The following is a 24920-nucleotide window of genomic DNA, read 5'->3' on the forward strand; positions in this document are numbered from 1 at the left end:
AAAAGGCGATCGTTCCTTGTAGTGCAAGGGTTTGTGAGATTTGAACATTCCCCCTACTGGGGGAACTTCAGATTAAACATCCGCCGGATTCAGGTGCATCATTGCCCAAGTGGTGTAAGTGCCGATCGGACTCCAAAGTATGTAAGGTAGCAATAACAGGGCGGCCGGCTCCGAAACTTGCAAGACACTTAAAGCTAGCATTACGCTTAAAATAGCGCCAGTTCCGCCGATTATTGTGCCGACTTTTAGGCTCCTAATTTTGCACATAACCGAGGTGTAAGACATGGTTACTATTTCTAAAAGCAGGTACAAACCCATTCTCAGCCAAGTCTCCTGAGTTCCTGGTTCTTTTTCCCAAACAATCACTGCTGACCAAGCTGCACAAATAAAAATTACTGTCCAAATTAAGGGAATTGCTTTTTCAATTACTAGCCATCTCGGACGCTGCAATCGGTTGAACCATTGGATGTCGCTGGGCGGGATTATGTTAGTGGCTAGTGCTACTATCAAGGCGACGCCTCCAATTACCATCCAGGATTTAATCATTTTTTTACCTTGGGCGAGGTTGACAGGTTCAATTCAGCAGATATTATCTCGGATTTTGGCGATCGCGCAATCTGTGCCTAGTTATATTAGATTGGACAGAGTTGCGAAACCTAACATCAGTTGACAACTAATTTAGACTTCTGGGAAACCTCAATTTATTTTTTTCTATTCGGTTTCATAATATAAAGAATGTGACTCTTGCTTCCTCCCCTTGACAAGGGAAGGGAGCGAGTCTGCTTTTTAGTAAAATTTACCAGTAAATTGAACAAAAAGTCTCTTAGTCTTTCAAAAAAATCGGCTACTAGCCGAGGCGGTGATGTTGTTCTAATTCTAAACTAGAGTCATCCTCTTTTTTCGGAACCAGAAGCGTATTTTCGCTGCTCGGTTGCAACACGGCTTTAATCACTTGGAGAAAACGGTTAGGCTTTTTGGTTTGACCGTTGAGAGTGCGCCGGTCTTGCACTTTTTTAGAAAGGTGCCTCATCACAGATAAATCGAGTTCATCGATGAAATGGTCTGCTATACGTTCTCCCATTAAATCAATAGCTTCAGCATACTGATCGGTTAGCGTTTCTATGGCATCGTATGCTTCGTCAGCAACTTGACTTGCTACTGTTTTATTTTGGTCGCCTGGTGTCTGGGAATGGCTGCGGCGTCGGTCTAAAAGACTTTGGTAGTCCGCAATGCTCATTCCCAAATTGTAGAGATGGTGGTGAGCGTGATCCATCAAATCTACTTCACTGGGATAGAAGAAACCACGAGTGCTGTTGATGCCGTGCAGTTTTGCCCAACGCCGCAGAGTTGTCTCATCTTGCAGTTGATATCGCTCCAACATTTGAGCTGTGTTCAGCTCTACTTCTGGCGTAACTTTGAAATCGCTCATCGGTAAATCCTCGCTGGTGAGTAAATAAATAAAATTGAAACTTAGAATCTGTGATTGGCGTACAGTCTGAAAATGATGATCAATCCTGTGACGGCATTGAGGTAAGTCTTGCGGGCATTTGCTAACCGTCGATCGTGCGATCGTGCGATCGAGTCAGAGGATTTCAGGGTAGCGTACTTTTGGGCATTGTCTCGATCGCATCCGGGAGCAAGCACACAGGGTTAATAATATAGCTGATTTATGGTTTCAACAACCGTTAAAAATAGTAAAGTTTGATTGTTGGCCTTGAATTCTTAGTAATGTTGAGCTATAATTTTCTGAATAACCGTGCAATTAGTAATTTTAGTAGTTGCAAACGAGATTCTTAGTATGCCTGTATACGATTATTTGTGTCCCGAAAATAACCAGCAGTTAGAAGTTTGGCACAGCATGAACCTGGAAGTTTCGACTTGGGGCCAACTGTGCGAGTTGGCTAAGCGCGAACCCGGAGAGACTCCCGCAGATGCTCCGGTACGCCGACTGCTGAGCGCTCCGAGGTTGATGAAGCCGACATCCGACACGGATTATAAAAATTCGGGTTTTAGCAAGTACGTGAAGCGGGATGAAGGGGTTTATGAAAATGTCACGGCTAAGGATGGTGAAAGCCGTATTGTCAATCGAGATGGTAAGCCGATTAAAGACTGAAAATCCCAAATAATTAAGTTTTCAGTTGAGTAAATTACAGATATTGGGTAGGGACACGGCAGTGCCGTGTCCTGTATTTCATCAGATTGAAAACTACTATATTATTCAGATTATATTATTCCGATTCAGGCGGAAACAAAACGCTCCACTGGACATAATATTATGAGCCAAACCAATCTTTCATTTTTTGTTTGGCTTGTTCTTTAGTATCAGCATTAATGTATACTGAAACAGTAGCTATTGCCGCCAGTAATACTCCTAAATCATCGGTAAATCCGATGCCGACTAATATATCGGGAATGGCATCAACAGGAGATATAAAATAGGTCAAAGCTCCAACTACAACTCCTTTTGCCCAAGCAGGCACGTTTGGGTTCTCAGCCGTATAGTAGAGAATCAAAGCTTTTTCAACTACTTCTCTTCCTGCGGTTAAAGCAAAGTTTTTAAGTTTAGTCCAAAAACTTTCATCTGAATAGTTAATTTGGGCGTTGCTGAGGTTTGTTGTGGTTCCTTTTCGATTGATCAAATCGAGAGGAATGCCCTTAGTTTTAAGCTGGGAAACAGCCAAATTGAAGGATGCTGATGCCTGATTTTTATTAGGCGCCGCCTCCCGTATTTGTTTCATGTCTGCGATGAATTCCTGCATGGCTTGGATTTGCAAGTCGGAAACAGCCAGCAGTTTTTTTGCGGATTGGATCGCCTCGCTTTCTGCAGAATGCAGCGTCTTATTTGCGCCAGCAATGTTAATTAAAAAATACATGACTCCCAAACGCAGCGGTTCTTCTGAATGGCTGAGTGTTTGCAAACAGTCGCTGAGTGATGGGGGACTGGCTGTGTAGGATTGGATTTGAGTTTTTGCAGAGTCAGAAAATTTGTCTAAATTTATGGTTTTAAACAACAAATCTAGTTCGTCAATATCAACGGAACCATCGGCGGCTGCGATCGCAAACAAAGAACCATAAAAAGCTAAAAGTTCGCTTTCTGAGGAGGTGGCAAAAATATCTCTCTCGGACATGATGGTACTTCGATCGCGACGCTTTGCATTTTACCACAAAACTCAGCGCGCCATGATTTCAGAAATCGGCAATAATTTTAGAGAGCATGACACAATGGAGAATTTTTTATGAAAGTTGCGATCGTCGGCTGCGGCTATGTGGGTACTGCGACAGCCAAACATTTACGCGGCAAATCTGATTGTACCGTGACGGCGACAACTACGACGGCGACGCGAGTAGTTGAGTTGGAGGGTGTCGCGCAGCGGGTAGCCGTACTCAAGGGAAATGACAAAGATGCAATGACGGCTGTACTGCAAGAACAAGATGCTGTTATGCTGTGCGTCGGTGCCCGAAATCCTCATACTTATCGGGAAAGTTATATAGATACTGCGACAACTTTAGTATCGGTTTTACAGCAGATACCGACAGTAAAGCAGGTTATTTATACGGGTACTTATTCTGTGTATGGCGATCGCCAAGGTGAATTGGTAAATGAAGAATCACCCGTCGCGCCGGCTAATCCAAACGGTGAAATTCTCGCAGAAACAGAACGGGTTTTATTAGCAGCATCTAGTCCAAATCTTCAAGTCTGCATTCTCCGTTTGGGAGGAATTTATGGGCCGGGGCGAGAATTAGTTAAAATCTTTAGAGGCTGGGCTGGGAGCACTCGTCCCGGTAGGGGGGAAGATGCTACTAATTGGGTGCATCAGGATGATATTGTTGGGGGGTTAACTTTTGCTTTGGAAAATCGATTGCAGGGAATTTACAATTTAGTCGGGGATGTGTCGCTATCCAGTGGCGAATTGCTCGATCGCATTTTTGAAGCTAATAATTTGCCTAAAGTTTCTTGGGATGGAAGTCCTAGCGTGCGGCCTTATAATGCGAGGGTGTCGAATCAAAAGATTAAGGCGGCGGGTTATCAGTTTGTTCATCCTGAGATTAGGGAGTTTTAGTTGGGCGATCGCTCTTTTGTTAAACCGCATCTTTTTCACAGGCGGGACGCCCGTGCCACAATGAACGCGGATGGACTAAAGGGCGATATTCACCGCTTTAGATTTTTTCCCTAACCCAAATTCTAAATGATTTCAGTAATGCAATTTCTCCCATTGTTTTAGTCTGCTCAAAAAACCTACTCATTTCTGTTGATGATAAAAAGGGAAAAGCAATACTGAAATTGCATTCAACATAGTCCTCGGAAGCTAACTGATAAAATTTTAAAACTCGCCCGTTATATCTCCAGAGTTCGGGTACGCCAAGTGCCGAGTAAATTCCTGACTTATTAATTGAACTACTGGTAATATCTATTTCAATTGCCAAGTCGGGCGGTGGGGCAGTTTCTAAGTCTAGTTCTTGCCTGCCTCTGACTGCTGGTTCACTTTGAATATAATAACAATTGTCAGGTTCTATACCCTTTTTAGCCTGTTCTTGCTTGAGAGTCATTGAGCCAGCACTTTTGATTTCACTGCCGAGTTCTTCTGCTAAAATGAAAATGAAGCGATCAGACTGAATCTTGGGATTTTCATGTTCGTATAAAGGACTCATAATTTCCAACATCCCGTTATCATAAGCTATGCGATAACCTCGGCGATCGCCTATTTCTTTGAGCAACGTTTCAAAGGTTGACCAGCTAATGTTTTCTAGCAGTGTTCTTTGTTCGGCTAAACTTGAAGTAGTAGCAATCATCTCAAAATCTCCTTGAGCTGAGAAAACTCTAGTTTTATTTTACCACAGGCCCCGATACTATGAAATGGGCGATTTTTTACGGGATAGCTCGGCTTCCCGGTCTTTTTTTTTTACCGCAGATGCAGGCGGATTGACGCGGATGAACGCGGATGAAGAAAGAGCGATCGCACTTCACTTAGGTTGTGTTAAATCTTATTTGATGACACCGCTAATTCTTTCTCTTCTTCCCAAGACAGTGATATTTGAAGTTGTCCTGATACTGTAAATGTGTGAGCTGCCAACAGTGCCGTCTCTAAATTTACACACATCCGGGCGGAATAATTACCTTCTTGTCCGCCGATAACTAGCTTTTCTATTGCATCGGGTTTTGATGGATCTACTAAATTATGGAAGCTAACGTTATCAAAAGTTACGTTAACAATATATTTGCCGGATTCGCCGCCACCAATGCTCATATAACACTCGTCATCTGCACCCAAGGTAACTAAAGTTTTAGTTGTCCCATTTAACTCGCGGATGGCTTGTTCTATTTGACTCCAAGTAGGACTTTCTATTAAGTCACCTTCATCCTGGTTGCCAACCCAATTTTCTGCTGATAGGTTTAACACAAACATTATCGCCTCCTTGTATTTGGGAGTTTAACGGTTATTGTTTTACTTCCATTGGGAGTAATAATTTCTAATTCTTCTATATTTAACTGCCAAGCCATAGAGTTTACTCCACCTCTTAAGCCGCAGGCTGCACAAAGTTCGCGATCGCAAATCAAACGTGCTTTACCTCCTCTAATTCCCGCATCGGCTGCTTGTTGAAAAGCATCGGCTTCAGCGTGGGTTTTGGTGATAGGATTGACATTAAAGGTTATTTGCCGACGATTGGGGTTGCTGCCAGAGTTGATGCCAAAAAAACTTTGACCCGCTATTTCTAGTTTAGCTATGGTTGATTTATCGGTTTCGCTGCCAGCCGATGGTAAACCTAGGCTTTGTCTATATGCACCTAGTTCATCAAACACACTTTGTATTTTTGCCTTTCCTTTGGGTTGACAGCCCAATTTTACCAGATTGTGTTCTGGTTTTGGGATTTGGGATTGCGATCGCTCTCTTCTTCATCCGCGTTCATCAGCGTCTATCCGCCTGCATCTGCGGTTAAAAAAAGGGCGATCGCTTCTCAATTTCTACCCGCGCACCATCACCCACCAAATTATCCCATAATCCCAGCAAAAAAGTCGATCGTCTCTTTCAACGCTTTCACAAACACATCAATCTCCTCGCGAGTATTGTAAAAATACAAACTCGCTCTGGCAGTAGATGAAACGTTCAAATAGCGGTGCAAAGCTTGCGTGCAGTGATGCCCGGAACGAATCGCGACTCCCTCCTGGTCTAACATGGTAGACAAGTCTTGAGGGTGAATTTCTCCTGCTGTAAATGCCGCCAAAGCTGCCCTACCTTCGCCGTTGCTGTCTGGTTGTGGCCCGTAGATTTTAATTTCTGGAATTTGCCACAATTGTTGGAACATATAAGCAGTCAATTCTGCTTCGCAAGCGTGAATCTTATCCATGCCAATCTTACTAAGATAATCGATTGCTGCACCAAGGGCGATCGCCTCGCCGATTGCAGGCGTGCCGGCTTCAAATTTGTGTGGCAAATCGGCATAGGTGGAATAATCGAGAAACACGTCAGCAATCATCTCCCCACCACCGAAAAACGGAGGCATTTCTCTCAGCAAGTCCAGTTTACCGTACAGAAAACCGATGCCAGTCGGAGCGCACATTTTGTGCCCGGAAGCAACCAGCCAATCGCAATCAATTGCTTGCACGTCTACTATCATGTGCGGGACGCTTTGGCAAGCATCTATTAAAACTCTTGCGCCGAAACTGTGGGCAATTTTGCAGATTTCTTTGACTGGACTGATGCAGCCCAAAGTATTAGAAACATGAACGGTTGACACCAATTTAGTTTTATGGGAAATTAGCGTTTTAAACTGTTCCAAATCAAACTCGTTAGTTTCCGTTAACTCGACAAACTTCAGCACAGCACCGGTTCTTTGAGCAATCATTTGCCAGGGAACGAGATTGCTGTGGTGTTCCATCACCGACAGGATAATTTCATCTCCAGCTTGCAGATTGCTCAAACCCCAAGAATAAGCAACCAAATTAATCGCTTCGGTGGCGTTGCGAGTATAGACAATTTCTTGCCGAGACGCCGCATTCACAAACGCGGCAACTTTGTCTCTCGCACCTTCGTAAGCATCAGTGGCTTTGGCGCTGAGAGTGTGAGCGCCGCGGTGCACGTTTGCATTATATTGTCCGTAGTAATCACGCCAAGCGTTGAGTACAGCTAGGGGTTTTTGAGAGGTAGCTGCATTGTCTAAATAAACTAGCGGTTTACCATTTACTTTTTCATTCAAAATTGGGAAGTCGCCACGAACTTTTGAGGCAAGTGTTTTTTCTTGAATAAGTGTCATATTTTTCAGAAGTTAGTATTGTTGTGAAACTCGCTTCTAGGGCGTATTGTTGAACCCGGAGATCCCCCTAAATCCCCTTAATAAGGGGGACTTTAAGAATACTCTTGTTCCCCCCTTATTAAGGGGGGCTAGGGGGGATCTCCGGGTTTGATTGCAAAGGTAAGAAAACACCCCCAGTCTGTTGGTGATTCTTTTATTCTTGAATAGCCACGCAGGTAGAAAGCATTTTGGCCACGCCCATAATCGGTAATTGATTGAGCATTTCCGCCGCAAAAGCATCGATTAGCAAATAGCGACTTCTTTCTAAATCCAAACCGCGACTTTGCAAGTAGAAAAGTTCATCATCTTCTAATTGACTGACAGTTGCACCGTGGGAACATTTAACGTTATCGGCGACAATTTCCAACTGCGGTTTGGTATCTACGCGAGCTCTCGGCGACAGCAACAAATTTCGGCTCAATTGTCCGGCATCTGTCAATTGGGCGGCTTTGCGAACGAAAACTTTGCCGTTAAATACAGCGCGAGCTTTGTTCCCGACAATGCACTTATGTAATTGGCGACTTGTACCGTGAGGGTGATTAAAATCGATTAAACTGTGAGTGTCCGACAACTGTTCCCCAAAGGCTACGCTTAAGCCGTTTAACGTTGTTTCAGTGGCTTCGCCGCGCTGAAATACTTCTAAATTGTGGCGCGATATTTTGCCTCCCAAGCTGATAGCATGACAAGTATAACGGCTATTACGAGATTGCTCGATCGCACTTTTGCCGATATGAACAACCTCTCCACCTTCCCGCTGCAGCCGAACGTGATTCACAGTGGCGTTTTCGCCGACAACAACATCGGTTACAGCATTCGTAAATGCAGCGACATTCCCGATAGTTGCATAATCCTCAACCAGCGTCACATTGCTTCCAGGCTCAGCTATGACTAAGCAGTGCGGCTGGGACATCGTAGGAGATGTACCTGGTGCTGTCAGGAACAGCAAGTGAATCGGAAGGTCGATCGACATATTGGCCGGCACGAACACCACCGCAGAATCCGCCAAACCCGCAGTATTCAGCGCGGTAAACACCTCGGTTTGCTGTCTGTGCTTGCTCAAAACATCCCTGATGCGCGCCTGATGTTTTTCGGGTACATGGGATAGATTACCTGCATAAAAGTCGATCGGCAAATTGGGAAAAACCGACGACTCCACCGTTGACAAATCCGGCGCATAAAAACCGTTGACAAATACCAATCTTAATGGTAAATCATCCCGATTTTTCACTGGCATAATGATATCAGCCAGCTTAATTTTTGACTGATTGATCTGCGGTATATGAAAAGGAATTTGCAACACCGACGACAAATCAGTAAAGCGCCATTCTTCATCCCTCACCGTCGGAAAACTCGAAGAAAGCACGTATTCCGTCGCCGCATCCCGCAAATCCTGCAACCCGTAAGCAGAACTTTCGTTATTAGCTGCGCCCAACTTGCCGCACTGATTAACCAAATCAGTCAAAAACATTTCCCTACTAGCAACTTGCGTATTCATCATCGCGCGCCCACTCCTGCAGCTTCCTCTTCCACAACCCAGTCATAACCGCGCTCTTCCAATTCCAGCGCCAACTCTTTCGGGCCAGTCAAGATAATTCTACCGGCTTCCATGACGTGAATAAAATCAGGAATAATGTAATTCAGCAACCGCTGATAGTGAGTAATTACCAACATCGAATTTTCAGCAGTTGACAACTGATTCACACCGCCGGCGACAATCTTGAGAGCGTCGATATCCAAACCCGAATCAGTTTCGTCTAAAATAGCTAACCTCGGTTCCAACAGCGCCATTTGCAAAATTTCATTCCGCTTTTTCTCGCCGCCGGAAAAACCCTCATTTACGCTGCGGCCTAAAAAAGAATCATTCATCTTGACAATATCCAGCTTGTCCTCGATTAAATCTTGGAAATCAAAAGCATCCAATTCTTCCAAGCCGCGATGTTTGCGGTGAGAATTGTAAGCCACGCGCAAGAAATCCAGATTGCTAACGCCGGGAATTTCTAAAGGATATTGGAAAGCTAGGAATACGCCCGCCAAAGAGCGTTCTTCCGGCGCTAATTCCAGCAAATTTTGGCCCAGAAAAGTAACTTCTCCGCCCGTTACTGTATAAGCAGGATGACCCGCTAATATCTTGGATAAAGTGCTTTTTCCAGAACCGTTCGGGCCCATAATCGCGTGAATTTCACCCGATTTAATTTCCAGATTCAAACCCTTAAGGATTTGGGTATCTTCCACATTCGCAGTTAAATCGCGGACGGATAGCACCACTTGACTATTTTCAACAATCATCTATTTTTTTCCTTTTCCTCAATGCACTTTACAGTTTTTTCTTCTCGTTCTTCTCGTTCCTAGGCTCTGGCTATTACTGACCACTTAACGTTAAACCTACCGTCTCTCTTGTTTGTATCGAAGTCTCGATCCCCCCTAACCCCCCTTAATAAGGGGGGGACAAGAGTGTTCTTAAAGTACCCCTTAATAAGGAAGGGGGGACACAAGAAGTCTTCTCAAAGTCCCCCTTTTTAAGGGGGATTTAGGGGGATCTAGACTCGAATAAAAGCGACATTTATTATGGCTTGCAGTCTTAAGTTGTCACCGATGGACTCGGCCTGGAAGGGTTTCTTGCGCGCGAAAATTATCCGACACTTCCTTCGAGCTTCAGACTCAACAGCTTATCAGCTTCCGCCGCAAATTCCATTGGTAACTGATTGAAAACATCTTTACAGAAACCGCTAATCATCATCGAAATAGCATTTTCGGCGGAAATTCCCCGCTGTGCGAAGAAGAACAATTGCTCTTCCCCAATTTTAGAAGTAGAAGCTTCGTGTTCCACTTTAGCAGTGTGGTTCTGCACTTGAATATAAGGGAAAGTATTCGCCTGAGCGTTATCCCCAATCAGCATGGAATCGCACTGAGAGTAATTTCGAGAGCCTTTAGCATTGGGCCCCATTTTCACCAAGCCGCGATAGCTGTTGGATGAATTTCCCGCCGAAATTCCCTTAGAAATAATCGTGCTGCGAGTGTTTTTGCCAACGTGGATCATTTTGGTACCGGTGTCAGCTTGCTGCTTGTTATTTGTCAGCGCTACGGAGTAAAATTCGCCCACCGAGTTGTCGCCGACTAACACGCAACTGGGATATTTCCAAGTAATCGCGGAACCGGTTTCTACTTGTGTCCAAGAAATCTTAGAATTGACTCCTTGACACAAACCCCGTTTCGTCACGAAGTTGTAAATGCCGCCTTTGCCGTTGGCGTCGCCAGCGTACCAGTTTTGCACTGTGGAGTATTTGATATCCGCATTGTCCATTGTTACCAATTCCACGACAGCCGCGTGCAGTTGATTAGTGTCAAACATCGGGGCGGTGCAGCCTTCTAGGTAAGACACTGAGCTGTTTTCTTCTGCAACAATTAGGGTGCGCTCGAACTGGCCGGAATCTCCGTTGTTGATGCGGAAATAGGTTGACAATTCCATTGGGCATTTGACGCCTTTGGGAATGTAAACAAAGGAACCGTCGCTGAATACGGCGGAGTTGAGGGCTGCGAAAAAGTTATCGCCGACTGGTACGACGCTGCCGAGATATTTTTCTATTAATTCGGGATAATCTTTGACGGCTTCTGAAATGGAACAGAAAATAACACCATCTTTGGCTAACTTTTCTCTAAATGTTGTGGCAATTGAAACGCTGTCGAAAACGGCATCGACGGCAACATTTCCGAGCCGTTTTTGTTCGGAGAGGGGAATGCCTAGTTTCTCGAAGGTTTCTAGCAGTGTCGGGTCTACTTCGTCCAAACTGTTGAGCTTTTTGGGCTTTTGTTTGGGCGCGGAATAGTAGATAATTTGTTGGTAGTCGATCGCGGGATAGTTGACGTGGGGCCAAGTGGGCTCGGTCATTGTCAGCCACTTCCGGTATGCTTTGAGGCGGAATTGCAGCATGAATTCCGGTTCGTTTTTCTTGGCGGAAATCAGGCGGACTACATCTTCGCTCAAGCCGCGGGGGATGGTGTCTGACTCGATGTCGGTGACGAAACCGTATTTATACGGCTGGTTGACTAAGGTTTTGACTGTGGTAGAACTCATTATTTTGCGTGTTCAGTGTTCTAGATAATGCTCTCTGGATGGCAGACGGGGCAATGCCTGTCTGGGCTTGAGCGAGTTCTGCTGGACTGCTCTGGGAAGTTAAACAACAATTTTGTTGCTTTACTATATTTTAAGCTACATTAACAATAGTGATATTGTCAAAGTCAAATTAATAATTTTTTGTGAAGATGATGGAGACTACTCAGCAGACTTCCACGAAACAAGACATCCTGCAATATTTGCTCAAGGGGGGGCAGGGGACGGCTCTTGAGTTGGCGGAGTCTTTGGATATCAGTCCGCAGGCGATTCGCCGTCACTTGAAGGATTTGGAAGCGGAGGGGCTGATTCAGTATCAGTCGGTTCAGGCTGGGATGGGGCGGCCGCAGCACATTTATGAGCTTACCAGTCAGGGGCGCGATCGATTCCCTAATCGTTACGGTGATTTTGCAGTCTCTTTTCTGGATACGTTGGCGGAAACCGTCGGCCGCGAGCAAGTGATTACTATCTTGCGAAAACAGTGGCAGCGCAAGGCGACGGAGTATCGGCGGCTGGTGGGTGCGGGTTCGCTGGAAGAGCGGGTGACTAAGCTAATGGAACTCCGCAGGGCTGAAGGTTATATGGCTGAGTGTTATCCTGTAGAATCTGTAGAGGTTGGGATGTGCGATCGCACTGGTTTGGGCGATCGATTTGTGTTGATGGAACACAACTGCGCGATTTCTAATGTTGCTGAAACTTTTCCGAGTGTGTGTGGCAATGAGTTGGAAATGTTTGCGGGGGTGTTGCCGGACTGTACTGTGGAGCGGACTCACTGGATTATTAATGGGGAACACCGCTGCGGTTATTTGATTGCCAGAAGGAAGGATGAAGTTCGGCAACGGATTTTGTAACGGATTTAACGGATGTCACGCATGGAAGTTCGGCAACGGATGAGTGTAACGGATGTCACGGATGTCAGGGATTACCAATTACCGATTACCGATTAGCAATTACCAATTTTTAATATATGGAACCGCTAGCAGATTTTTTAAAGCCGGAAGAGTGTGCGGAAGTTGATATGGCGCTGCTGTCGTCGAAGGAAAAGTTTTCGGCGCGGGTGGCAATTTATGCTTTGAGGGTGCTCAAGCAAATTGCTGGGGAGACGGGGAAGCCGGTGGCTGAGGTGACTAATGGGCAGGTGATGGATTGGATTAAGAATGATGAGAGTATTAAAGGGTCGATCGAACTTGATGCTAGTTTTGAAAACTTTTTTACAAATTTGGTGGTGGCGTCTTTGCGGCCTTTGAGGCAAATTGCGACAGAAGCCGAGCTCCCGATAGAACAATTAACAGTTAAGCAGGTCGTGGCGTGGTTTGTGAAGGACGGGAAGATTCGCAGAGAACAGGGAACCGAGGCGGCTTTTTTGGACTTGTAAGTTAAAGGTTGATCGGCCATACTGGCAAATAATACGTCAAACTCGGCTATTGGGGGCGGTTTCGGGCGCTCAAAAAAAAGTTTTGACTTTGGGGTTGACAGACAAAGGAAAACTTGATAAGGTAATTAAGTCGAGCGAAAGAGATGCAGCGCATCAAACTAAACGCAGACACAGGATTAAAAGTTTTCAAAGCTTTCCTGGTGCTTATGATGTAATGGAACCACTCCGATCCATCCCGAACTCGGTTGTTAAACGTTGCTATGGCGAAGATACTCGGCGGGTCACTGCCCGGTAAAATAGCTCAGTGCCAGGTTAATAATAAATTAAAGCTCTTTTCCCGCAACAACGGAAAAGGGCTTTAATTTTTTGGTGAATTATTACTCATCTACACAAAAGCTGGTCTTGGGCCCTTTGTAGAAATCTCAATATTCTGGGTCAGCAGCAGATTTGTGGTCGATCGAACTTGATGCGAGTTTTGAAAACTGTTTTACGAATTTGGTAATTGCGTCTTTGCGGCATGAGAGGCAAATTGCGACAGAAGCTCCGCTATTGGAGGCTGTTTCGGGCGATCAAAAAAACTTTTGACAAAGGGGTTGACAGACCGGGGAAAACTTGATAAGGTAATTAAGTCGAGCGAAAGAGATGCAGCGCATCAAGCTTAAAATTAAGCTAAACGCAGACACAGGATTAAAAGTTTTCAAAGCTTTCCTGGTGCTTATGATGTAATGGAACCACTCCGATCCATCCCGAACTCGGTTGTTAAACGTTGCTATGGCGAAGATACTCGGCGGGTCACTGCCCGGTAAAATAGCTCAGTGCCAGGTTAATAATAAATTAAAGCTCTTTTCCCGCAACAACGGAAAAGGGCTTTAATTTTTTGGTGAATTATTACTCATCTACACAAAAGCTGGTCTTGGGCCCTTTGTAGAAATCTCAATATTCTGGGTCAGCAGCAGATTTGTGGTCGATCGAACTTGATGCGAGTTTTGAAAACTTTTTTACGAATTTGGTAATTGCGTCTTTGCGGCCGTTGAGGCAAATTGCGACAGAATCTGAAAGCGCGATCGAACAATTAACAGTTAAGCAGGTCGTGGCGTGGTTTGTGAAGGACGGGAAGATTCGCAGAGGACAGGGAACTGATGCGGCGTTTTTGGATTTGTGAGTTAAAGGTCGATCGACTCCACTGGCAAATAATACCTCAAACTCGGCTATTGGGGGCTGTTTCGGGCGATCGAAAAAAAGTTTTGACCAAGGGGTTGACAGACAGGGGAAAACTTGATACAGTAATTAAGTCGAGCGAAAGAGATGCAGCGCATCAAGCTTAGAATTAAGCGGAACGCAGACACAGGATTAAAAGTTTTCAAAGCTTTCCTGGTGCTTATGATGTAATGGAACCACTCCGATCCATCCCGAACTCGGTTGTTAAACGTTGCTATGGCGAAGATACTCGGCGGGTCACTGCCCGGTAAAATAGCTCAGTGCCAGGTTAATAATAAATTAAAGCTCTTTTCCCGCAACAACGGAAAAGGGCTTTAGTTTTTTGGTGAGTTATTAGTCATTCTCTTTATGGCTTAGCGGTTGAAACCGCTGCTAAACAAACGAAGTCCGCCTCCGCGGACTAAAGAATAAAGAGGTTATTAAATCAGGATTTGGTATCATCTCCTGCAAGCATCGCTCATGAACTAGCTCTTGCACAACCATCCGCCTTGGACTAAAGTTAGTTTATGGACTTAGTTTTTTAAGAGCATGGAAACTGTAAATATCCATGTGAATTAGGAGTTTAAAATTTTAATTTATTGGACAAGAAATAGTGAAACCTATTAGATTAACTAATCATGCCCAGGAACAAGCGATTGAAAGAGGTACTAATGAAGCCGAAATTATTGATACCATTATGACAGGTAATCGACAACTTGCTAAAAATGGTAGGTACAAATATCAAGCTACTTTTCAGTATAATAATGATTGGCAGGATAAGTTCTATTCTCTCAAGAAAGTAGTACCTATTGTTGCCGAGACTGATACTGAGTTAGTTGTTATCACAGTGTATACATTTTATTTTTGAGGTAAAAGTTTATGAAGATTAGTTATGATTCCGAAATTGATGCTCTCTACATTAGACTTGTAGAAGGTAAGCATCAGTGTCGTACTTTACAGTTAACTGACGAAATCGCTTTAAATATTGGGGAAAATGAGTTATTGGTAGGGATAGAAGTTTTAGATGCTACACAGGTTTTAGGTAGTGGAAATGTACCTAATGTAGTGCTAGAAAATATAGCTTTTACTGTAGCTTAAATAGGGAAATCAATCGCTACCTGTGTAAATATAAGTAAGGATGAGTGGAAAAATGATCCGTACTTTTGATGCAAAATCTTATACAGATTTACTTGTTCGGTATCAACCAAAACCGATCGCAAATGAAGCAGAAAACGAGGCCGCGATCGCTCTCGCTTGCGAACTGGAACACCGCCCTATGCGATCGCTGGAGGAAGAGCTATTTCTGGAGCTTTTGATAACGCTGATTGAAAAATTTGAATCTGAAAATTATCCAATTCCTGCAGGAAATGCTGCTTCAATGTTGCAACATTTAATGGATGCGAGAAATTTGGACAAATCTGATTTGATTCCTGTTTTAGGAACGGAAACAGAGGTTGATAAAGTTTTTGTTAGCGGAAGGGCGATCGAAATAGATGAAGCCAGAAAATTAGCCGATTTTTTCCAAGTTGATATTAGTTTGTTTCTTTAAGGGCGAGCTGCTACTTGTTGAGTAGGAGTTGCTGATATTCGCTCTCCTGCTGATTAATCATTTGTTTTAAGCGTTCGTGATCGATTTAAGTGATAACTAAGGTGATCGCTACCTGTGCAAGTAATTTTATTTCCTAAGCTCTCCAAACTTAACCTTTTTAAGGTGTTCATATCTATTCTGCAATTCTCGAAATTTATTTTCAATCAAGGGATGAATTCTTTCAGGAAATGGCTCATTCAGGTCAATTGGGTTAAATCTTTGAAGTTCCTTTATAGAACGGATTGTTTTATAAATTGCAACGTGCTTGATATACTTCAGCAACTCATTTATCAACTCTTTGCTGTCATTGGAATTTTCTGCTAAATGTATTTTAGATTCTATAATCTCAACTATTTCTTGGTGATTCTTAAGGATGAACTCTTTTTCTATAGCTTCACTTGCAGATTCGGGTAAAACATTTTTTTCAGCGCTCAAAGACTTTATTCGTTTCCACATTACATTATCTTTTTCTAATCTTAAATATATAGGCCAGTAAAACTCGGAAATCTGTCTTTCTATAAGTTCCAGTTCTGCATTGTATTGGGCTATAGCAATCTGATCTTCTAATATAGAGATTTGTTGCTTTTGTTGATTTTCAAGTTCAGCAATTAATTGTCTCTGGTGATATTTTTCGTTAGTCTCGTTCTTAAATATCTCGAATCTTTTATTGAGCCAATAACCTGCTGCTAAAACGATACCGCCAATTAAAACTTTGTCAATAACTAATTCAATTATTTTGTCAGAAAGCTCCACCATTTAATGATTCTCCTTTAGGAATGCTTCACACTTGAATAATTTAACTCCATAAACCAAAAGCTTCCGCCTACTTGAGCCTTGCTGCCCACAGATAGCCTTCTTAACTAAGCCCCCAGCTCAAAGGTCTAACTATTAATCCATACTCATCTATAGCAAGTCTATTTGAGTCGTGAATGTAAAACAACCTGAAACGCTTGTGATGATTGAATCGATTGTTTACAAATCAAATGGTTTTGCTATAGTCCATTAAAGCACAAATACCCAATGTCAGCAACAGAATACCTGCCGCAGCTATGACCATAACCGCTGAAGGTCATAGGCATCAAAAGCCACATCGCGACTAACCAAAACAAGGGAACGATTAATCGCCTGTGCTACCAAAAATCGAAAGGATCTCGATGATGCAGCGGCAAGTTAAGATAGCACTCTGTATCAGAGAATGTGATAGGCAAAACCTCTATTTTTAATTGTTGCAACACTTCCTCTAACTCAGAGAATGAGTTTTGCAAGCTAAGTTTTCCTAAACCAAGCTTAATGGAAATTTCCCATAAGCTGGCGATACTCAACCTGAGAGCGTTACTTGGATCTTCAATAATTTCTCCTGCTTGAGAACTTAATTGTTTACTGTCTTCCAAGTACCAGAGAAAAGTATGGGTATCCAGTAGAATATTCATGTTTACATATAATCCTTTAAATCTTCAAGAGGTTCATCAAAATCATCAGACATCCAGATTTTACCTTTCCAAATACCAAGTCCGCCTCGCTTTGTCGGCTTTTCTTGGGTTGAGTTTTTAGCCTGCTTTTCAATCAAAAACTCAATGTAATGAAGCACTTCTGTCTGAAGAGACTCAGGGAGTTCTGCTAATTTTTCTAAAATGACTGGCTGTATCATGATTTCTTCTCGCGATCGATACCCATCTACTCCATTAAAGCACTAACACCCAAAGTCAGCAACAGAATACCCCATTATTTAGATTCCTGGACGCACTCCGACCAAAGAAACCGGGTTTTTTTACGAAAAGATCGTTCCCGCCCACAGATTCGCTAAAAAACCCGGTTTCTGAACCCCCATGCGTAAGTCCTAATGTAGTGCGATCGCCCCCGCCTCCCCCCGATCGCCCCCGCCTACCAAATTGCGATCGCACTAACACCATCATAATTGTGCAACTTGCCTAAAATTACCCGATCGACTATTGTTCCTAGTAGATATCATCTTGATATAACAACCGACAAAAACATGACAGCAATATTACCGCCTTGGATAGTTTTAGACTCCCTATTGCACAACTGGCTACTAGAAGATATCGGTAGGGGCGATCGCACAACATCGGCCTTATTTCCCGCAAACAGCATCCAGGGTACAGCTAAATGGATTGTCAAAGAAGCTGGAGTCATTGCCGGATTGCCAATTGCCGATCGCACATTTAAACTTTTAGACAGCAGCCTCAGTTTCATCCCCCAAGTACCAGAAGGGAAACTGTGCGAAAAAGGAGAAGTAATCGCCGAGATTTCCGGCAATTTCGATGCGCTGCTAACCGGAGAAAGAGTAGCTTTAAACTTGGCAATGCGTTTGAGCGGTATCGCTACTTTGACTCAGAAATATGTTGACAAAATTGCCGATTTGCCCGTGCAATTAGTGGATACGCGCAAGACAACGCCGGGATTGAGATTGTTGGAAAAATACGCAACTCAAGTCGGCGGTGCTTGCAATCACCGGATGGGATTAGATGACGCGGTGATGATTAAAGACAATCACATTGCGGCGGCTGGGGGAATTGCAGAGGCGATCGCCCTAATTCGCAATTCTATCCCCTATCCACTGACGATCGAAGTCGAAACCGAAACTCTCGCCGAAGTAGAAACAGCTTTGCAACACAAAGCTGATATTATCATGTTAGATAATATGTCCTTTGATTTGATGCGGCAGGCAGTGGCAATAATTCGCCAAAAGAGCGATCGGGTAAAAATTGAAGCTTCCGGCAATGTTACTTTAGAAACAATTAGAAGTGTAGCCGAAACCGGAGTTGACTATATTTCTACCAGTGCTCCGATTACGCGATCGACTTGGCTGGATTTGAGCATGAAAATTAATAGTCATTAGTCATTAGTCAGCAGTCATTAGTGAGAGAAAATATGGCTAATACCAAATCAGGATTTAATACCCCTTTTACTCTTTAGCCCCCTTCTGCTCGGATTTCGTTGACTCTTAAGCGATTTGAATCGCCGAAAAATTCAAGAGGCAACTTATCTCTTAGCTAATGACTAATGACTAATGACTAATGACTCTTAACGATTACTTAGAGATAAAATGAACCCAAAAATTCCCGTCAGGCATACACACGCTGCGGATTAAGCGATAGGGATAGTGCAAGTAGGCACCGCTGACACTTGTATCGTAGCCACTTCCTAACCACTCACCATAGGGATCGTGGACGAAGAATCCCTCGCTGTCGTAGCCTGATGCAACTATAATGTGACCGAAAGACGTAAAGTATCCGTGGATGACAGCGGGATTTCCGCTGGCTAGCCAATCTTGAACGTCATCAATAGTTGCATTCTCGGTAAAGAAATCTTGAGCGCCGTAATCTTTAACAATCTTTGCTAAATCGTAGGGGTCCCAGCGACTGTAACCTTTGGCGATCGCATATTCGTAAAGTTCGTCTTCATATTGCCCGGTTTGTTTGCGCCGTGGCACCCTCAAAAAGTCCATACACATCGCTAATGAAGTTACATTGCAAGAACCTGTAGGATTATTCAAGTTATCCAGTTGCGATAGATAAGGAATGCCAAGCCTGACTGTTGGGGGATTCGGTTTGGGATAAAACAGAACGCTGTCTTGAGTAACTTGAGCGTGTGCTCCGAAAACATACCAAATTCCTGAATCTTTGAAAGACTCGTTGCGGAGAGCAACTCTGATGTGACCGCGAGCCGGGGCAAAAGCCAAGATTTCAAACTCTTTTCCGGCTGGTATTACTTGTTTTTCCGAGTCCTGAAGTTGAGAAGACGCCAGCGGTTTTGATTTAAAAATAGTGTCTCTGAGCGTTTTCAGGATCAGGGGATGTGTGGGAATCTCCTCTGGTTTGGTTTCAATCAGCTTTTTGGCTGTGACTGCTCCCAAAAAACCCGCTTCGCCGCACTTCATCAGAGTTTGAAATCGGTGGAGGGTGGCGGTAGAGAGAGGGCCAAAAATTCCGTCTACGGGAGGCTTCAGTAAACCCAGGTCAATGAGGCGGCTTTGAATTTGGGCACTGAGTTCGTCGTCTGCAGCAATTGCTTTGGCATCGTACCTAATGTTTGAGTTGAGAAAGTTTTGTAATTTCATGCTTGCGTGCCCCTGTCAATCGATTTTAGATTTTAGATTTTAGATTTTAGAATTACGATGCCGATCAATCCGGTTTTCCGAGACTACATTGCTGAGTCGTCAATAATTCCCCGTTTATCGTCTCATAAAATTACGGTAATTTTGCCGCTCACTCGATTTTAGATTTTAGATTTTAGATTTTAGATTTTAGATTTTAAATTTTAGATCGCCGATAAACCCGGTTTCCCTCGACTAAATTGCTTGCTCGTCAAAAATTCCCAGTTTATCGTCTCCTAAAATTACGGTAATTTTGCCGATCGCACGTACCTTAAAGGCTTCATATTAATTATTTGATACAAAACCTTCAAGGCGCGGGCCGATCGAATTTCACGCACTATTGACTAAAAATCCCTCGTGCGAGTTGACATTGTTTCTGCCGAATCCCGAATGCTGTTGGATGCCTCAAAAGCAGAGGGATGGCAGAATTTCCCTGTTGAGGCGAAGTCAGATTTATGCTTCGTCGGGGCGAATTACCACAACACCCATTGCGTCGGGAGAGAGATATTTGACGGCGGCTTCTCGGAGATCCTCGGCAGTCTGAGCTTGGATGCAAGCGGCATAGTTGAGGGCGGGAGCGATATCTCCTACCATCGACTGATAGTAACCGTACAAACTTGCTCGATCGCTCGGAGTTTCGTTACCAAAGATAAACCGATTTGCTACTTGAGTGCGGATGCGGGAAATTTCGGCATCTGTCACCAGTTCGGTTTGGAGAGTGCGGATGTGTTGGACGATGGCTGCTTCCACTGCTGCCAAGTTTTCTGTCGGTAGTTGAGCGGAAATTGAGAATACACCGCCAAGTCGCTGAGTCATGTTGCTGACGGAAATTGACGAAACTAGCCCTTTTTCTTCGCGCAAATCCTGAACCAAGCGAGTTGTGCGGCCGTGTCCCAATATTGTTGCCAAAACGTCGAGGGCATAAGTTTCGGACATTTCCATGAAACCTGGCACTCGCCACATCACGATCAGTCGGGCTTGCTGAAGGGCAGAGTCTACAAATTCGCGGCGGACTGTTTCTGTAAACGGCGACTCTTGGCCGTAGTTCAGGATTTGGGATTCTGGGTGGAAGTTGCTGACAGCAGGCACATTTATTTTGTTGTTTTGTGCTGTACTTTTTGCTGCAAAACTGTCTGCGACAATTTCTATTAGTTGATCGACTGGCAAATTGCCGACAGCTACGGCTGTCATCGCCCCTGGGTGATATCTGCTGGTGTGGAAATCCCGCATTTGTTGGGCTGTCAACTGTTCGATTACCGCAGTCGGGCCGAGTACCGGTCGCTTGTAGGGCAGGACTTCAAATGCTAATTCCATCGATCGCTGATAGGTGCGGCGGCGGGGATTGTCTTCCGATCGTCTAATTTCTTCTAAGACTACCAGCCGTTCTCGATCGAAGGCGTCGTCGGGAATGCTCGCATTCAGCAACACATCGACTTGCAGAGGAGCTAGTTCGGCAAAATCTTTAGGAGCTGTGGTGATGTAATAGTTAGTGTAATCTTGGCTGGTGGCTGCATTGGTGACAGCGCCGCGTTGCTCGATCGCGCGCTCAAATTCTCCACTGGGAATGCTCGGAGTTCCCTTAAAAATCATGTGTTCTAAAAAGTGAGCCATGCCGTTAATGTCGTCTGGTTCGACGGCTGAGCCTAAATTGAGCCACACGCTGAGGTTAACAGCATCGACCGGCAAGTGTTCGGCTATAACGGTGAGGCCGTTGGGGAAATGGCGGATTGTTGGGGCGTTGAGGGGCGATCGGGCTGAGGTTTTGAGCAGGGTTGATGTCATTTGGCTTTTAAATTGATCTTGTTCTCTATATCTTAAAGGGTCTTTAAGGAAGAGCTCAGGCATTGGGCATTGGGGCAAAAAATGCGACTTTGGGTATGGAGGGTAATGCACGCACCGAGTTTTTCGTATCCCTAGAGCAAGTCCTGTTAACGTATTTCTGCGAGCGCGATCGTTAATTTATCCTAATAGTTGCCCAAGTCCTCAGTTTTTTTGGTGACAGCATTCGATGGAAAATCGAAGATTGAATAACAACTTAGTATTTCCACAAGCAGCTTTTCAACGATTTTGGCGATCAACTTCGGGGAAAATCGGCTTAATTTTGACTCTAGCGCTGATGATATCGGCACTGTTAGCCCCCGTACTTGCTCCTTACGATCCGGCGGTCGATCGAGATTATTTGTCGCGCTTAGTGGCTCCTAGCGCTAAGCATTGGTTGGGCACCGACGGTTTGGGGCGAGATTTGTTAGTGCGGGTGTGGCACGGATTGGGAATATCTTTACTCGTCAGCCTGGTTTCTGTGGGTGTGGGTTTAATTTTGGGAGCGCTTTTGGGGCTGGTGGCCGGGTATTTTCGGGGGTTGCTGGAAATTGCGATCGGCACTTTGGCGGATATTTTGCTAGCTTTTCCTTCGATTTTACTGGCGATCGGCGTTGTTACGGTCACCGGGCCGAGCCTGCAAAGCGTAATTATCGCCGTCAGCCTCGTGCAAATTCCGATTTACATCCGTTTAACTCGCAGTATGGTGCTGTCTCTGCGGGAACAAGAATTTGTTTTGGCTGTCAAGGCCTTGGGCGCCAGCGACTTGCGGATTATTTTTCGCCACATTTTGCCGGGAAGTCTGGCGCCTCTAGTTGTACAAGCAACTCTTTCTACTGGTACGGCGACACTAGAAGCTGCTGGTTTGGGTTTTTTGGGTTTGGGCGCACAGCCGCCGGTTCCTGAGTTGGGGACGATGCTTTCGGATGCTTTTAAGGGCGGATACGCTCTTTCTTCTCCTTGGACGATCGTGTTTCCAGGTTTGCTGATTACCTTGACTGTTCTTGGTTTCAACCTTTTGGGCGATGGCCTGCGAGACGTTTTAGATCCCAGAGGGAATTAGAGAGGGAGTGGGGGAATTTATACTTTTTCGTTTTGCCTTCTGCCTTTTACCTTCTGCCTTCTTCCCTCTGCGCCCTCTGCGCCCTCTGCGGTTCATCCCCTCTTCCTTCCTCCTCCCTCTAAAATCTAAAATCTAAAATCTAAAATCTAAAATCGACCGACTTGACTGCTGTCACGATCTACGCGAAACTTTACATACAACTGATGTATTGCTTCTACCTATTAATAAGTTCTGTTAAGTTGTGACTCAAAACCTATCAATTAGTCAAAATTGATATAGCGCTTTGTCAGTCAGCCAACTCTCAAGAAGCTACTTCAGGAGGCATCGTCCCTGGCTTGCTGGTGTCGGTGTCTGTTCTCAATATTCCTATTCAGTCAGCCCGCATTATGGAAACACTAGAGTTTGTGATCTATCCAGATGGCCGCGTACAGGAAACCGTCACCGGCATTGTCGGTGCTTCCTGTGCTGAGGTAACGGCTGCAATTGAAGCTCAGCTCGGCGTGGTGCTTCATCAAGAGTCAACATCTGAATATTTCACGCAAGCGCTGCATCAGTCAGCCGAAGCGACCGCCCAAGTGGCTTTTAGCGATTGGTAATTTTTTTGTTGAGTTCACTTAAATTTTTTTGGAACCACCATGTCACATTTTAGCCAAATTAAGACCCAGATCCGCAATTTGAATTCTTTGGAAGCTGCTTTAACTGACTTGGGTATTGACTGGAAGTCTGGCCCAACTGAGGTGCGTGGCTATCGCGGCTTAACCAGCACCGCTGAGGTCGTGATTGAGCAAAAAAACGGCTACGACGTAGGTTTTAGCTGGAACGGGACTGAGTATGAATTGGTGGCTGACTTGCAATTTTGGCAGCAAGCTTGGTCTGTAGACCGTTTTCTGAATAAGGTGACTCAGCGCTACGCTTACCATACTGTGGTGAATGAAAGCGCTAAGCAGGGTTTCCAAATTTCTGAGCAAAAGCAAAATCAAGACGGTTCGCTCCGCTTGGTGGTGCAACGCTGGTGCGCTTAATAATTTTTCGAGATTTTTGCAATCTTGTTTCATCAAAGTCCGCCTGCGCGGACTTATTTACTATTGTGGGGGTCTAAATGTCTGAGCTTTCTGGACTCGGAATAGATACAGCAATCGATCGCTCTGGTTTAGAGCCGGAGTTGGGGGGATTTTTGCGGGATGCGCCCGATCGCTCTGGTTTGGAACCGGAGTTGGGCGGGGTGTTGCGCCAAAAAGGTGTCTATGTTGATGAAATTACCTGCATTGGCTGCAAGCACTGCGCTCACGTTGCTCGCAATACTTTTTATATTGAACCGGATTACGGTCGATCGCGCGTAGTTCGACAAGACGGGGATTCTGAAGAGTTGATTGCTGAGGCGATCGACACTTGTCCGGTGAATTGCATTCACTGGGTTGATTACACCGAACTCAAGAATCTGGAAGAAGAACGCAAGGATCAGGTGATTCCTGTCGTTGGTTTTCCGGTGGATTTTGCGATGGTTAAGGCCGGTATTCGCCAGCGACAAAAGAATAAGTTGGGCGATCGTAAGTTCAAAGGTAGCCATTGAAATCCCCAATTCACATCCGCAGCTTGAAACCTGTGGCTCAAACAACAAAAACAGCCCGCGCGGGCTGTTTTTTGTATACATTATATAGTCAAATTTATTTGAGAGGATGGTGCTCAGCGAGAATTTTCTCAACTCTAGCTTCGTCGATTCTGGCAGTTAATGTTGTTGCCTCGTTGTTATCGCGAATGGTTTTTGCTAAAGTAAAAGACGAGCCGACTGAAAAAGTTAAACCCATACCCATAAAAGCTTTTTGCCAGGGGTCTACCTGTAAATAAATGATACCTACAGTAGTTGCGGAAAGGGCAAGAATAAAAGAAACCCAGCACTGAAGTATCCAAGCATTAGTATCTTTTTGGCGTATGATTTGTTTCTGCATAGTGCCTCGAAGTCAAATATATCTTTTGGTTGATTAACTTAAAGAATAGATAGCGTGAGTGAAGCGGTCAGGAGAGGAAGGGACAGTTTCGATAAGTGAACAGTGCGATCGGGCTTTTTACTAAAAATTAGAACGCTGTAGATAGGGTTTAAGGCTCAAGGAAGACAGGGTGGGAGTAGACAGTTGGAAAACTCCACTAAGGAAAGCTAGTTTTTTCTCAAAATAGCGTAAGGTGCGCCGGGCGGCACCTTACTTCTCCCACTCCGCCTCCGCTGACGAGAATTTGACTTTTGAGCGGTTTCAAGCCCCGACTCTTATCTACTTGGTTTGTGTAGCCCCGGTTTAAAGAGACTGTTGGCGAATGTCTGAGGGGTTTCACCCCTCAGACATCGCCGTCCTGAATAGGCAGAATGATTGTGTA

31 protein-coding genes and 3 rRNA genes are annotated in these 24920 nt (G+C 44.6%); 17 read left to right on the plus strand and 17 right to left on the minus strand.

The genetic code is table 11. From position 1 onward, the window contains the following. Positions 1–72: 72 nt before the first annotated feature. From QUA03_RS23500 to QUA03_RS23510, 3 genes are all read right to left on the minus strand, one after another. On the minus strand, positions 73–546 hold the full coding sequence (locus QUA03_RS23500) for a TspO/MBR family protein (protein ID WP_333215446.1): 474 nt from the start codon (positions 544–546) through the stop codon (positions 73–75). A gap of 301 nt (positions 547–847) precedes the next feature. Then, entirely contained in the window at positions 848–1429 is a 582-nt protein-coding gene (locus tag QUA03_RS23505) for a hypothetical protein (protein ID WP_333084571.1), read from the minus strand. Positions 1430–1470: 41 nt separating this feature from the next. Then, positions 1471–1644, minus strand: a complete 174-nt coding sequence (locus QUA03_RS23510) for a hypothetical protein (protein WP_333215448.1) — start codon at positions 1642–1644, stop codon at positions 1471–1473. A gap of 154 nt (positions 1645–1798) precedes the next feature. Between QUA03_RS23510 and QUA03_RS23515 the strand changes: the two genes are divergently transcribed. Further along, positions 1799–2113, plus strand: coding sequence for a zinc ribbon domain-containing protein (locus QUA03_RS23515; RefSeq protein WP_333215450.1), 315 nt, complete (start codon positions 1799–1801; stop codon positions 2111–2113). Positions 2114–2273: 160 nt separating this feature from the next. On the opposite strand, the gene QUA03_RS23520 is transcribed toward QUA03_RS23515, so the two are convergent. Further along, complete coding sequence (locus QUA03_RS23520; protein ID WP_333215452.1) at positions 2274–3128, minus strand: DUF1232 domain-containing protein; 855 nt, start codon at positions 3126–3128, stop codon at positions 2274–2276. 108 nt (positions 3129–3236) lie between these two features. On the opposite strand from QUA03_RS23520, the gene QUA03_RS23525 reads away from it, so the two are divergent. Next, entirely contained in the window at positions 3237–4061 is an 825-nt protein-coding gene (locus QUA03_RS23525; RefSeq protein ID WP_333215454.1) for an NAD-dependent epimerase/dehydratase family protein, read from the plus strand. A 97-nt stretch (positions 4062–4158) separates the two neighbouring features. Here QUA03_RS23525 and QUA03_RS23530 read toward each other — a convergent pair whose 3' ends face one another. The 7 genes from QUA03_RS23530 to sufB form a co-directional block, all read right to left on the minus strand. Beyond that, the gene (locus QUA03_RS23530) at positions 4159–4791 is read right to left on the minus strand and encodes a Uma2 family endonuclease (protein WP_333215456.1); all 633 of its coding nucleotides are present in this window, start codon (positions 4789–4791) and stop codon (positions 4159–4161) included. A gap of 185 nt (positions 4792–4976) precedes the next feature. After that, positions 4977–5405: an Imm1 family immunity protein gene (locus QUA03_RS23535; RefSeq protein ID WP_333215458.1), complete on the minus strand. Its 429-nt coding sequence runs from the start codon at positions 5403–5405 to the stop codon at positions 4977–4979. Then, positions 5405–5800 carry a deaminase gene (locus QUA03_RS23540; protein ID WP_333215460.1) on the minus strand — a complete coding sequence of 132 codons (396 nt, stop codon included), beginning with the start codon at positions 5798–5800 and terminating at the stop codon, positions 5405–5407. Before QUA03_RS23540 ends, QUA03_RS23535 begins: the two co-directional genes overlap by 1 nt. 188 nt (positions 5801–5988) lie before the next feature. Continuing rightward, positions 5989–7251 carry a SufS family cysteine desulfurase gene (locus tag QUA03_RS23545; RefSeq protein WP_333215462.1) on the minus strand — a complete coding sequence of 421 codons (1263 nt, stop codon included), beginning with the start codon at positions 7249–7251 and terminating at the stop codon, positions 5989–5991. 193 nt (positions 7252–7444) lie between these two features. Continuing rightward, positions 7445–8788, minus strand: coding sequence for a Fe-S cluster assembly protein SufD (sufD, locus tag QUA03_RS23550; protein WP_333215465.1), 1344 nt, complete (start codon positions 8786–8788; stop codon positions 7445–7447). Further along, a complete protein-coding gene (gene sufC / locus QUA03_RS23555) occupies positions 8785–9576 on the minus strand; it encodes a Fe-S cluster assembly ATPase SufC (RefSeq protein ID WP_333160843.1) in 792 nt (263 codons plus the stop codon). The genes sufD and sufC overlap by 4 nt, the downstream gene beginning before the upstream one ends. Positions 9577–9919: 343 nt before the next feature. Beyond that, positions 9920–11362, minus strand: a complete 1443-nt coding sequence (gene sufB / locus QUA03_RS23560) for a Fe-S cluster assembly protein SufB (protein WP_333103299.1) — start codon at positions 11360–11362, stop codon at positions 9920–9922. Positions 11363–11550: 188 nt separating this feature from the next. On the opposite strand from sufB, the gene sufR reads away from it, so the two are divergent. The 10 genes from sufR to QUA03_RS23610 all read left to right on the plus strand — a co-directional run bounded on the left by sufR (position 11551) and on the right by QUA03_RS23610 (position 15519). Further along, entirely contained in the window at positions 11551–12249 is a 699-nt protein-coding gene (gene sufR, locus QUA03_RS23565) for an iron-sulfur cluster biosynthesis transcriptional regulator SufR (protein ID WP_333215467.1), read from the plus strand. 116 nt (positions 12250–12365) lie between these two features. Continuing rightward, positions 12366–12773, plus strand: a complete 408-nt coding sequence (locus QUA03_RS23570) for a hypothetical protein (protein ID WP_333215469.1) — start codon at positions 12366–12368, stop codon at positions 12771–12773. A 196-nt stretch (positions 12774–12969) separates the two neighbouring features. Further along, positions 12970–13086 (plus strand): 5S ribosomal RNA (gene rrf / locus QUA03_RS23575). 394 nt (positions 13087–13480) lie between these two features. Continuing rightward, a 5S ribosomal RNA gene (gene rrf / locus QUA03_RS23580) occupies positions 13481–13597 on the plus strand. 134 nt (positions 13598–13731) lie between these two features. Beyond that, the gene (locus tag QUA03_RS23585) at positions 13732–13935 is read left to right on the plus strand and encodes a hypothetical protein (protein ID WP_333215471.1); all 204 of its coding nucleotides are present in this window, start codon (positions 13732–13734) and stop codon (positions 13933–13935) included. After that, complete coding sequence (locus tag QUA03_RS23590) at positions 13913–14098, plus strand: hypothetical protein (RefSeq protein WP_333215473.1); 186 nt, start codon at positions 13913–13915, stop codon at positions 14096–14098. The genes QUA03_RS23585 and QUA03_RS23590 overlap by 23 nt, the downstream gene beginning before the upstream one ends. Before the next feature lie 45 nt (positions 14099–14143). Continuing rightward, a 5S ribosomal RNA gene (gene rrf / locus QUA03_RS23595) occupies positions 14144–14260 on the plus strand. Positions 14261–14583: 323 nt separating this feature from the next. After that, positions 14584–14838, plus strand: coding sequence for a DUF4258 domain-containing protein (locus QUA03_RS23600; RefSeq protein WP_333215475.1), 255 nt, complete (start codon positions 14584–14586; stop codon positions 14836–14838). A gap of 11 nt (positions 14839–14849) precedes the next feature. Then, on the plus strand, positions 14850–15068 hold the full coding sequence (locus tag QUA03_RS23605; protein WP_106332875.1) for a DUF2283 domain-containing protein: 219 nt from the start codon (positions 14850–14852) through the stop codon (positions 15066–15068). 52 nt (positions 15069–15120) lie between these two features. Beyond that, complete coding sequence (locus tag QUA03_RS23610) at positions 15121–15519, plus strand: transcriptional regulator (RefSeq protein WP_333215477.1); 399 nt, start codon at positions 15121–15123, stop codon at positions 15517–15519. Between the two features lie 126 nt (positions 15520–15645). Here the strand turns inward: QUA03_RS23610 and QUA03_RS23615 are convergent, their stop codons facing one another. The 3 genes from QUA03_RS23615 to vapB form a co-directional block, all read right to left on the minus strand. Beyond that, on the minus strand, positions 15646–16314 hold the full coding sequence (locus tag QUA03_RS23615) for a hypothetical protein (protein ID WP_333215479.1): 669 nt from the start codon (positions 16312–16314) through the stop codon (positions 15646–15648). Positions 16315–16688: 374 nt separating this feature from the next. Beyond that, the gene (locus tag QUA03_RS23620; RefSeq protein ID WP_333215481.1) at positions 16689–16988 is read right to left on the minus strand and encodes a type II toxin-antitoxin system VapC family toxin; all 300 of its coding nucleotides are present in this window, start codon (positions 16986–16988) and stop codon (positions 16689–16691) included. Positions 16989–16990: 2 nt separating this feature from the next. Continuing rightward, the gene (gene vapB / locus QUA03_RS23625; RefSeq protein ID WP_333215483.1) at positions 16991–17206 is read right to left on the minus strand and encodes a type II toxin-antitoxin system VapB family antitoxin; all 216 of its coding nucleotides are present in this window, start codon (positions 17204–17206) and stop codon (positions 16991–16993) included. 345 nt (positions 17207–17551) lie between these two features. Here vapB and nadC point away from each other — a divergent pair, with 345 nt between their 5' ends. After that, positions 17552–18415 carry a carboxylating nicotinate-nucleotide diphosphorylase gene (gene nadC / locus QUA03_RS23630; protein ID WP_333215485.1) on the plus strand — a complete coding sequence of 288 codons (864 nt, stop codon included), beginning with the start codon at positions 17552–17554 and terminating at the stop codon, positions 18413–18415. A 192-nt stretch (positions 18416–18607) separates the two neighbouring features. Here the strand turns inward: nadC and QUA03_RS23635 are convergent, their stop codons facing one another. Further along, entirely contained in the window at positions 18608–19636 is a 1029-nt protein-coding gene (locus QUA03_RS23635) for a C39 family peptidase (protein WP_333215487.1), read from the minus strand. Positions 19637–20125: 489 nt separating this feature from the next. After that, positions 20126–21454 carry a pitrilysin family protein gene (locus tag QUA03_RS23640; protein WP_333215489.1) on the minus strand — a complete coding sequence of 443 codons (1329 nt, stop codon included), beginning with the start codon at positions 21452–21454 and terminating at the stop codon, positions 20126–20128. A gap of 241 nt (positions 21455–21695) precedes the next feature. Here QUA03_RS23640 and QUA03_RS23645 point away from each other — a divergent pair, with 241 nt between their 5' ends. The 4 genes from QUA03_RS23645 (at position 21696) to QUA03_RS23660 (ending at position 24123) form a co-directional block, all read left to right on the plus strand. Further along, positions 21696–22553: an ABC transporter permease gene (locus QUA03_RS23645; protein WP_333160813.1), complete on the plus strand. Its 858-nt coding sequence runs from the start codon at positions 21696–21698 to the stop codon at positions 22551–22553. 386 nt (positions 22554–22939) lie between these two features. Beyond that, positions 22940–23149 (plus strand): DUF2997 domain-containing protein, encoded by a 210-nt coding sequence (locus QUA03_RS23650; protein ID WP_015176940.1) that lies wholly within the window; start codon positions 22940–22942, stop codon positions 23147–23149. A 39-nt stretch (positions 23150–23188) separates the two neighbouring features. Next, positions 23189–23575 carry a DUF1257 domain-containing protein gene (locus QUA03_RS23655; RefSeq protein WP_242716193.1) on the plus strand — a complete coding sequence of 129 codons (387 nt, stop codon included), beginning with the start codon at positions 23189–23191 and terminating at the stop codon, positions 23573–23575. Positions 23576–23652: 77 nt separating this feature from the next. Then, positions 23653–24123: a ferredoxin gene (locus tag QUA03_RS23660; RefSeq protein ID WP_333215491.1), complete on the plus strand. Its 471-nt coding sequence runs from the start codon at positions 23653–23655 to the stop codon at positions 24121–24123. 94 nt (positions 24124–24217) lie between these two features. On the opposite strand, the gene QUA03_RS23665 is transcribed toward QUA03_RS23660, so the two are convergent. Further along, complete coding sequence (locus QUA03_RS23665) at positions 24218–24499, minus strand: YiaA/YiaB family inner membrane protein (protein WP_333036187.1); 282 nt, start codon at positions 24497–24499, stop codon at positions 24218–24220. Positions 24500–24920: the final 421 nt, after the last annotated feature.

The sequence above is a fragment of the Microcoleus sp. S36b_A4 genome, from assembly GCF_036700645.1.
Lineage (GTDB): Bacteria > Cyanobacteriota > Cyanobacteriia > Cyanobacteriales > Microcoleaceae > Microcoleus.

What these genes read in the sequence shown, in the direction of transcription:
- QUA03_RS23500 (WP_333215446.1), bottom strand. Translation starts at nt 546, where the DNA reads ATGATTAAATCCTGGATGGTAATTGGAGGCGTCGCCTTGATAGTAGCA.
- QUA03_RS23505 (WP_333084571.1), bottom strand. Translation starts at nt 1,429, where the DNA reads ATGAGCGATTTCAAAGTTACGCCAGAAGTAGAGCTGAACACAGCTCAA.
- QUA03_RS23515 (WP_333215450.1), top strand. Translation starts at nt 1,799, where the DNA reads ATGCCTGTATACGATTATTTGTGTCCCGAAAATAACCAGCAGTTAGAA.
- QUA03_RS23520 (WP_333215452.1), bottom strand. Translation starts at nt 3,128, where the DNA reads ATGTCCGAGAGAGATATTTTTGCCACCTCCTCAGAAAGCGAACTTTTA.
- QUA03_RS23525 (WP_333215454.1), top strand. Translation starts at nt 3,237, where the DNA reads ATGAAAGTTGCGATCGTCGGCTGCGGCTATGTGGGTACTGCGACAGCC.
- QUA03_RS23530 (WP_333215456.1), bottom strand. Translation starts at nt 4,791, where the DNA reads ATGATTGCTACTACTTCAAGTTTAGCCGAACAAAGAACACTGCTAGAA.
- QUA03_RS23535 (WP_333215458.1), bottom strand. Translation starts at nt 5,405, where the DNA reads ATGTTTGTGTTAAACCTATCAGCAGAAAATTGGGTTGGCAACCAGGAT.
- QUA03_RS23545 (WP_333215462.1), bottom strand. Translation starts at nt 7,251, where the DNA reads ATGACACTTATTCAAGAAAAAACACTTGCCTCAAAAGTTCGTGGCGAC.
- sufD (WP_333215465.1), bottom strand. Translation starts at nt 8,788, where the DNA reads ATGATGAATACGCAAGTTGCTAGTAGGGAAATGTTTTTGACTGATTTG.
- sufC (WP_333160843.1), bottom strand. Translation starts at nt 9,576, where the DNA reads ATGATTGTTGAAAATAGTCAAGTGGTGCTATCCGTCCGCGATTTAACT.
- sufB (WP_333103299.1), bottom strand. Translation starts at nt 11,362, where the DNA reads ATGAGTTCTACCACAGTCAAAACCTTAGTCAACCAGCCGTATAAATAC.
- sufR (WP_333215467.1), top strand. Translation starts at nt 11,551, where the DNA reads ATGATGGAGACTACTCAGCAGACTTCCACGAAACAAGACATCCTGCAA.
- QUA03_RS23570 (WP_333215469.1), top strand. Translation starts at nt 12,366, where the DNA reads ATGGAACCGCTAGCAGATTTTTTAAAGCCGGAAGAGTGTGCGGAAGTT.
- QUA03_RS23590 (WP_333215473.1), top strand. Translation starts at nt 13,913, where the DNA reads ATGCGGCGTTTTTGGATTTGTGAGTTAAAGGTCGATCGACTCCACTGG.
- QUA03_RS23605 (WP_106332875.1), top strand. Translation starts at nt 14,850, where the DNA reads ATGAAGATTAGTTATGATTCCGAAATTGATGCTCTCTACATTAGACTT.
- QUA03_RS23610 (WP_333215477.1), top strand. Translation starts at nt 15,121, where the DNA reads ATGATCCGTACTTTTGATGCAAAATCTTATACAGATTTACTTGTTCGG.
- QUA03_RS23615 (WP_333215479.1), bottom strand. Translation starts at nt 16,314, where the DNA reads ATGGTGGAGCTTTCTGACAAAATAATTGAATTAGTTATTGACAAAGTT.
- QUA03_RS23620 (WP_333215481.1), bottom strand. Translation starts at nt 16,988, where the DNA reads ATGAATATTCTACTGGATACCCATACTTTTCTCTGGTACTTGGAAGAC.
- vapB (WP_333215483.1), bottom strand. Translation starts at nt 17,206, where the DNA reads ATGATACAGCCAGTCATTTTAGAAAAATTAGCAGAACTCCCTGAGTCT.
- nadC (WP_333215485.1), top strand. Translation starts at nt 17,552, where the DNA reads ATGACAGCAATATTACCGCCTTGGATAGTTTTAGACTCCCTATTGCAC.
- QUA03_RS23635 (WP_333215487.1), bottom strand. Translation starts at nt 19,636, where the DNA reads ATGAAATTACAAAACTTTCTCAACTCAAACATTAGGTACGATGCCAAA.
- QUA03_RS23640 (WP_333215489.1), bottom strand. Translation starts at nt 21,454, where the DNA reads ATGACATCAACCCTGCTCAAAACCTCAGCCCGATCGCCCCTCAACGCC.
- QUA03_RS23650 (WP_015176940.1), top strand. Translation starts at nt 22,940, where the DNA reads ATGGAAACACTAGAGTTTGTGATCTATCCAGATGGCCGCGTACAGGAA.
- QUA03_RS23655 (WP_242716193.1), top strand. Translation starts at nt 23,189, where the DNA reads ATGTCACATTTTAGCCAAATTAAGACCCAGATCCGCAATTTGAATTCT.
- QUA03_RS23660 (WP_333215491.1), top strand. Translation starts at nt 23,653, where the DNA reads ATGTCTGAGCTTTCTGGACTCGGAATAGATACAGCAATCGATCGCTCT.
- QUA03_RS23665 (WP_333036187.1), bottom strand. Translation starts at nt 24,499, where the DNA reads ATGCAGAAACAAATCATACGCCAAAAAGATACTAATGCTTGGATACTT.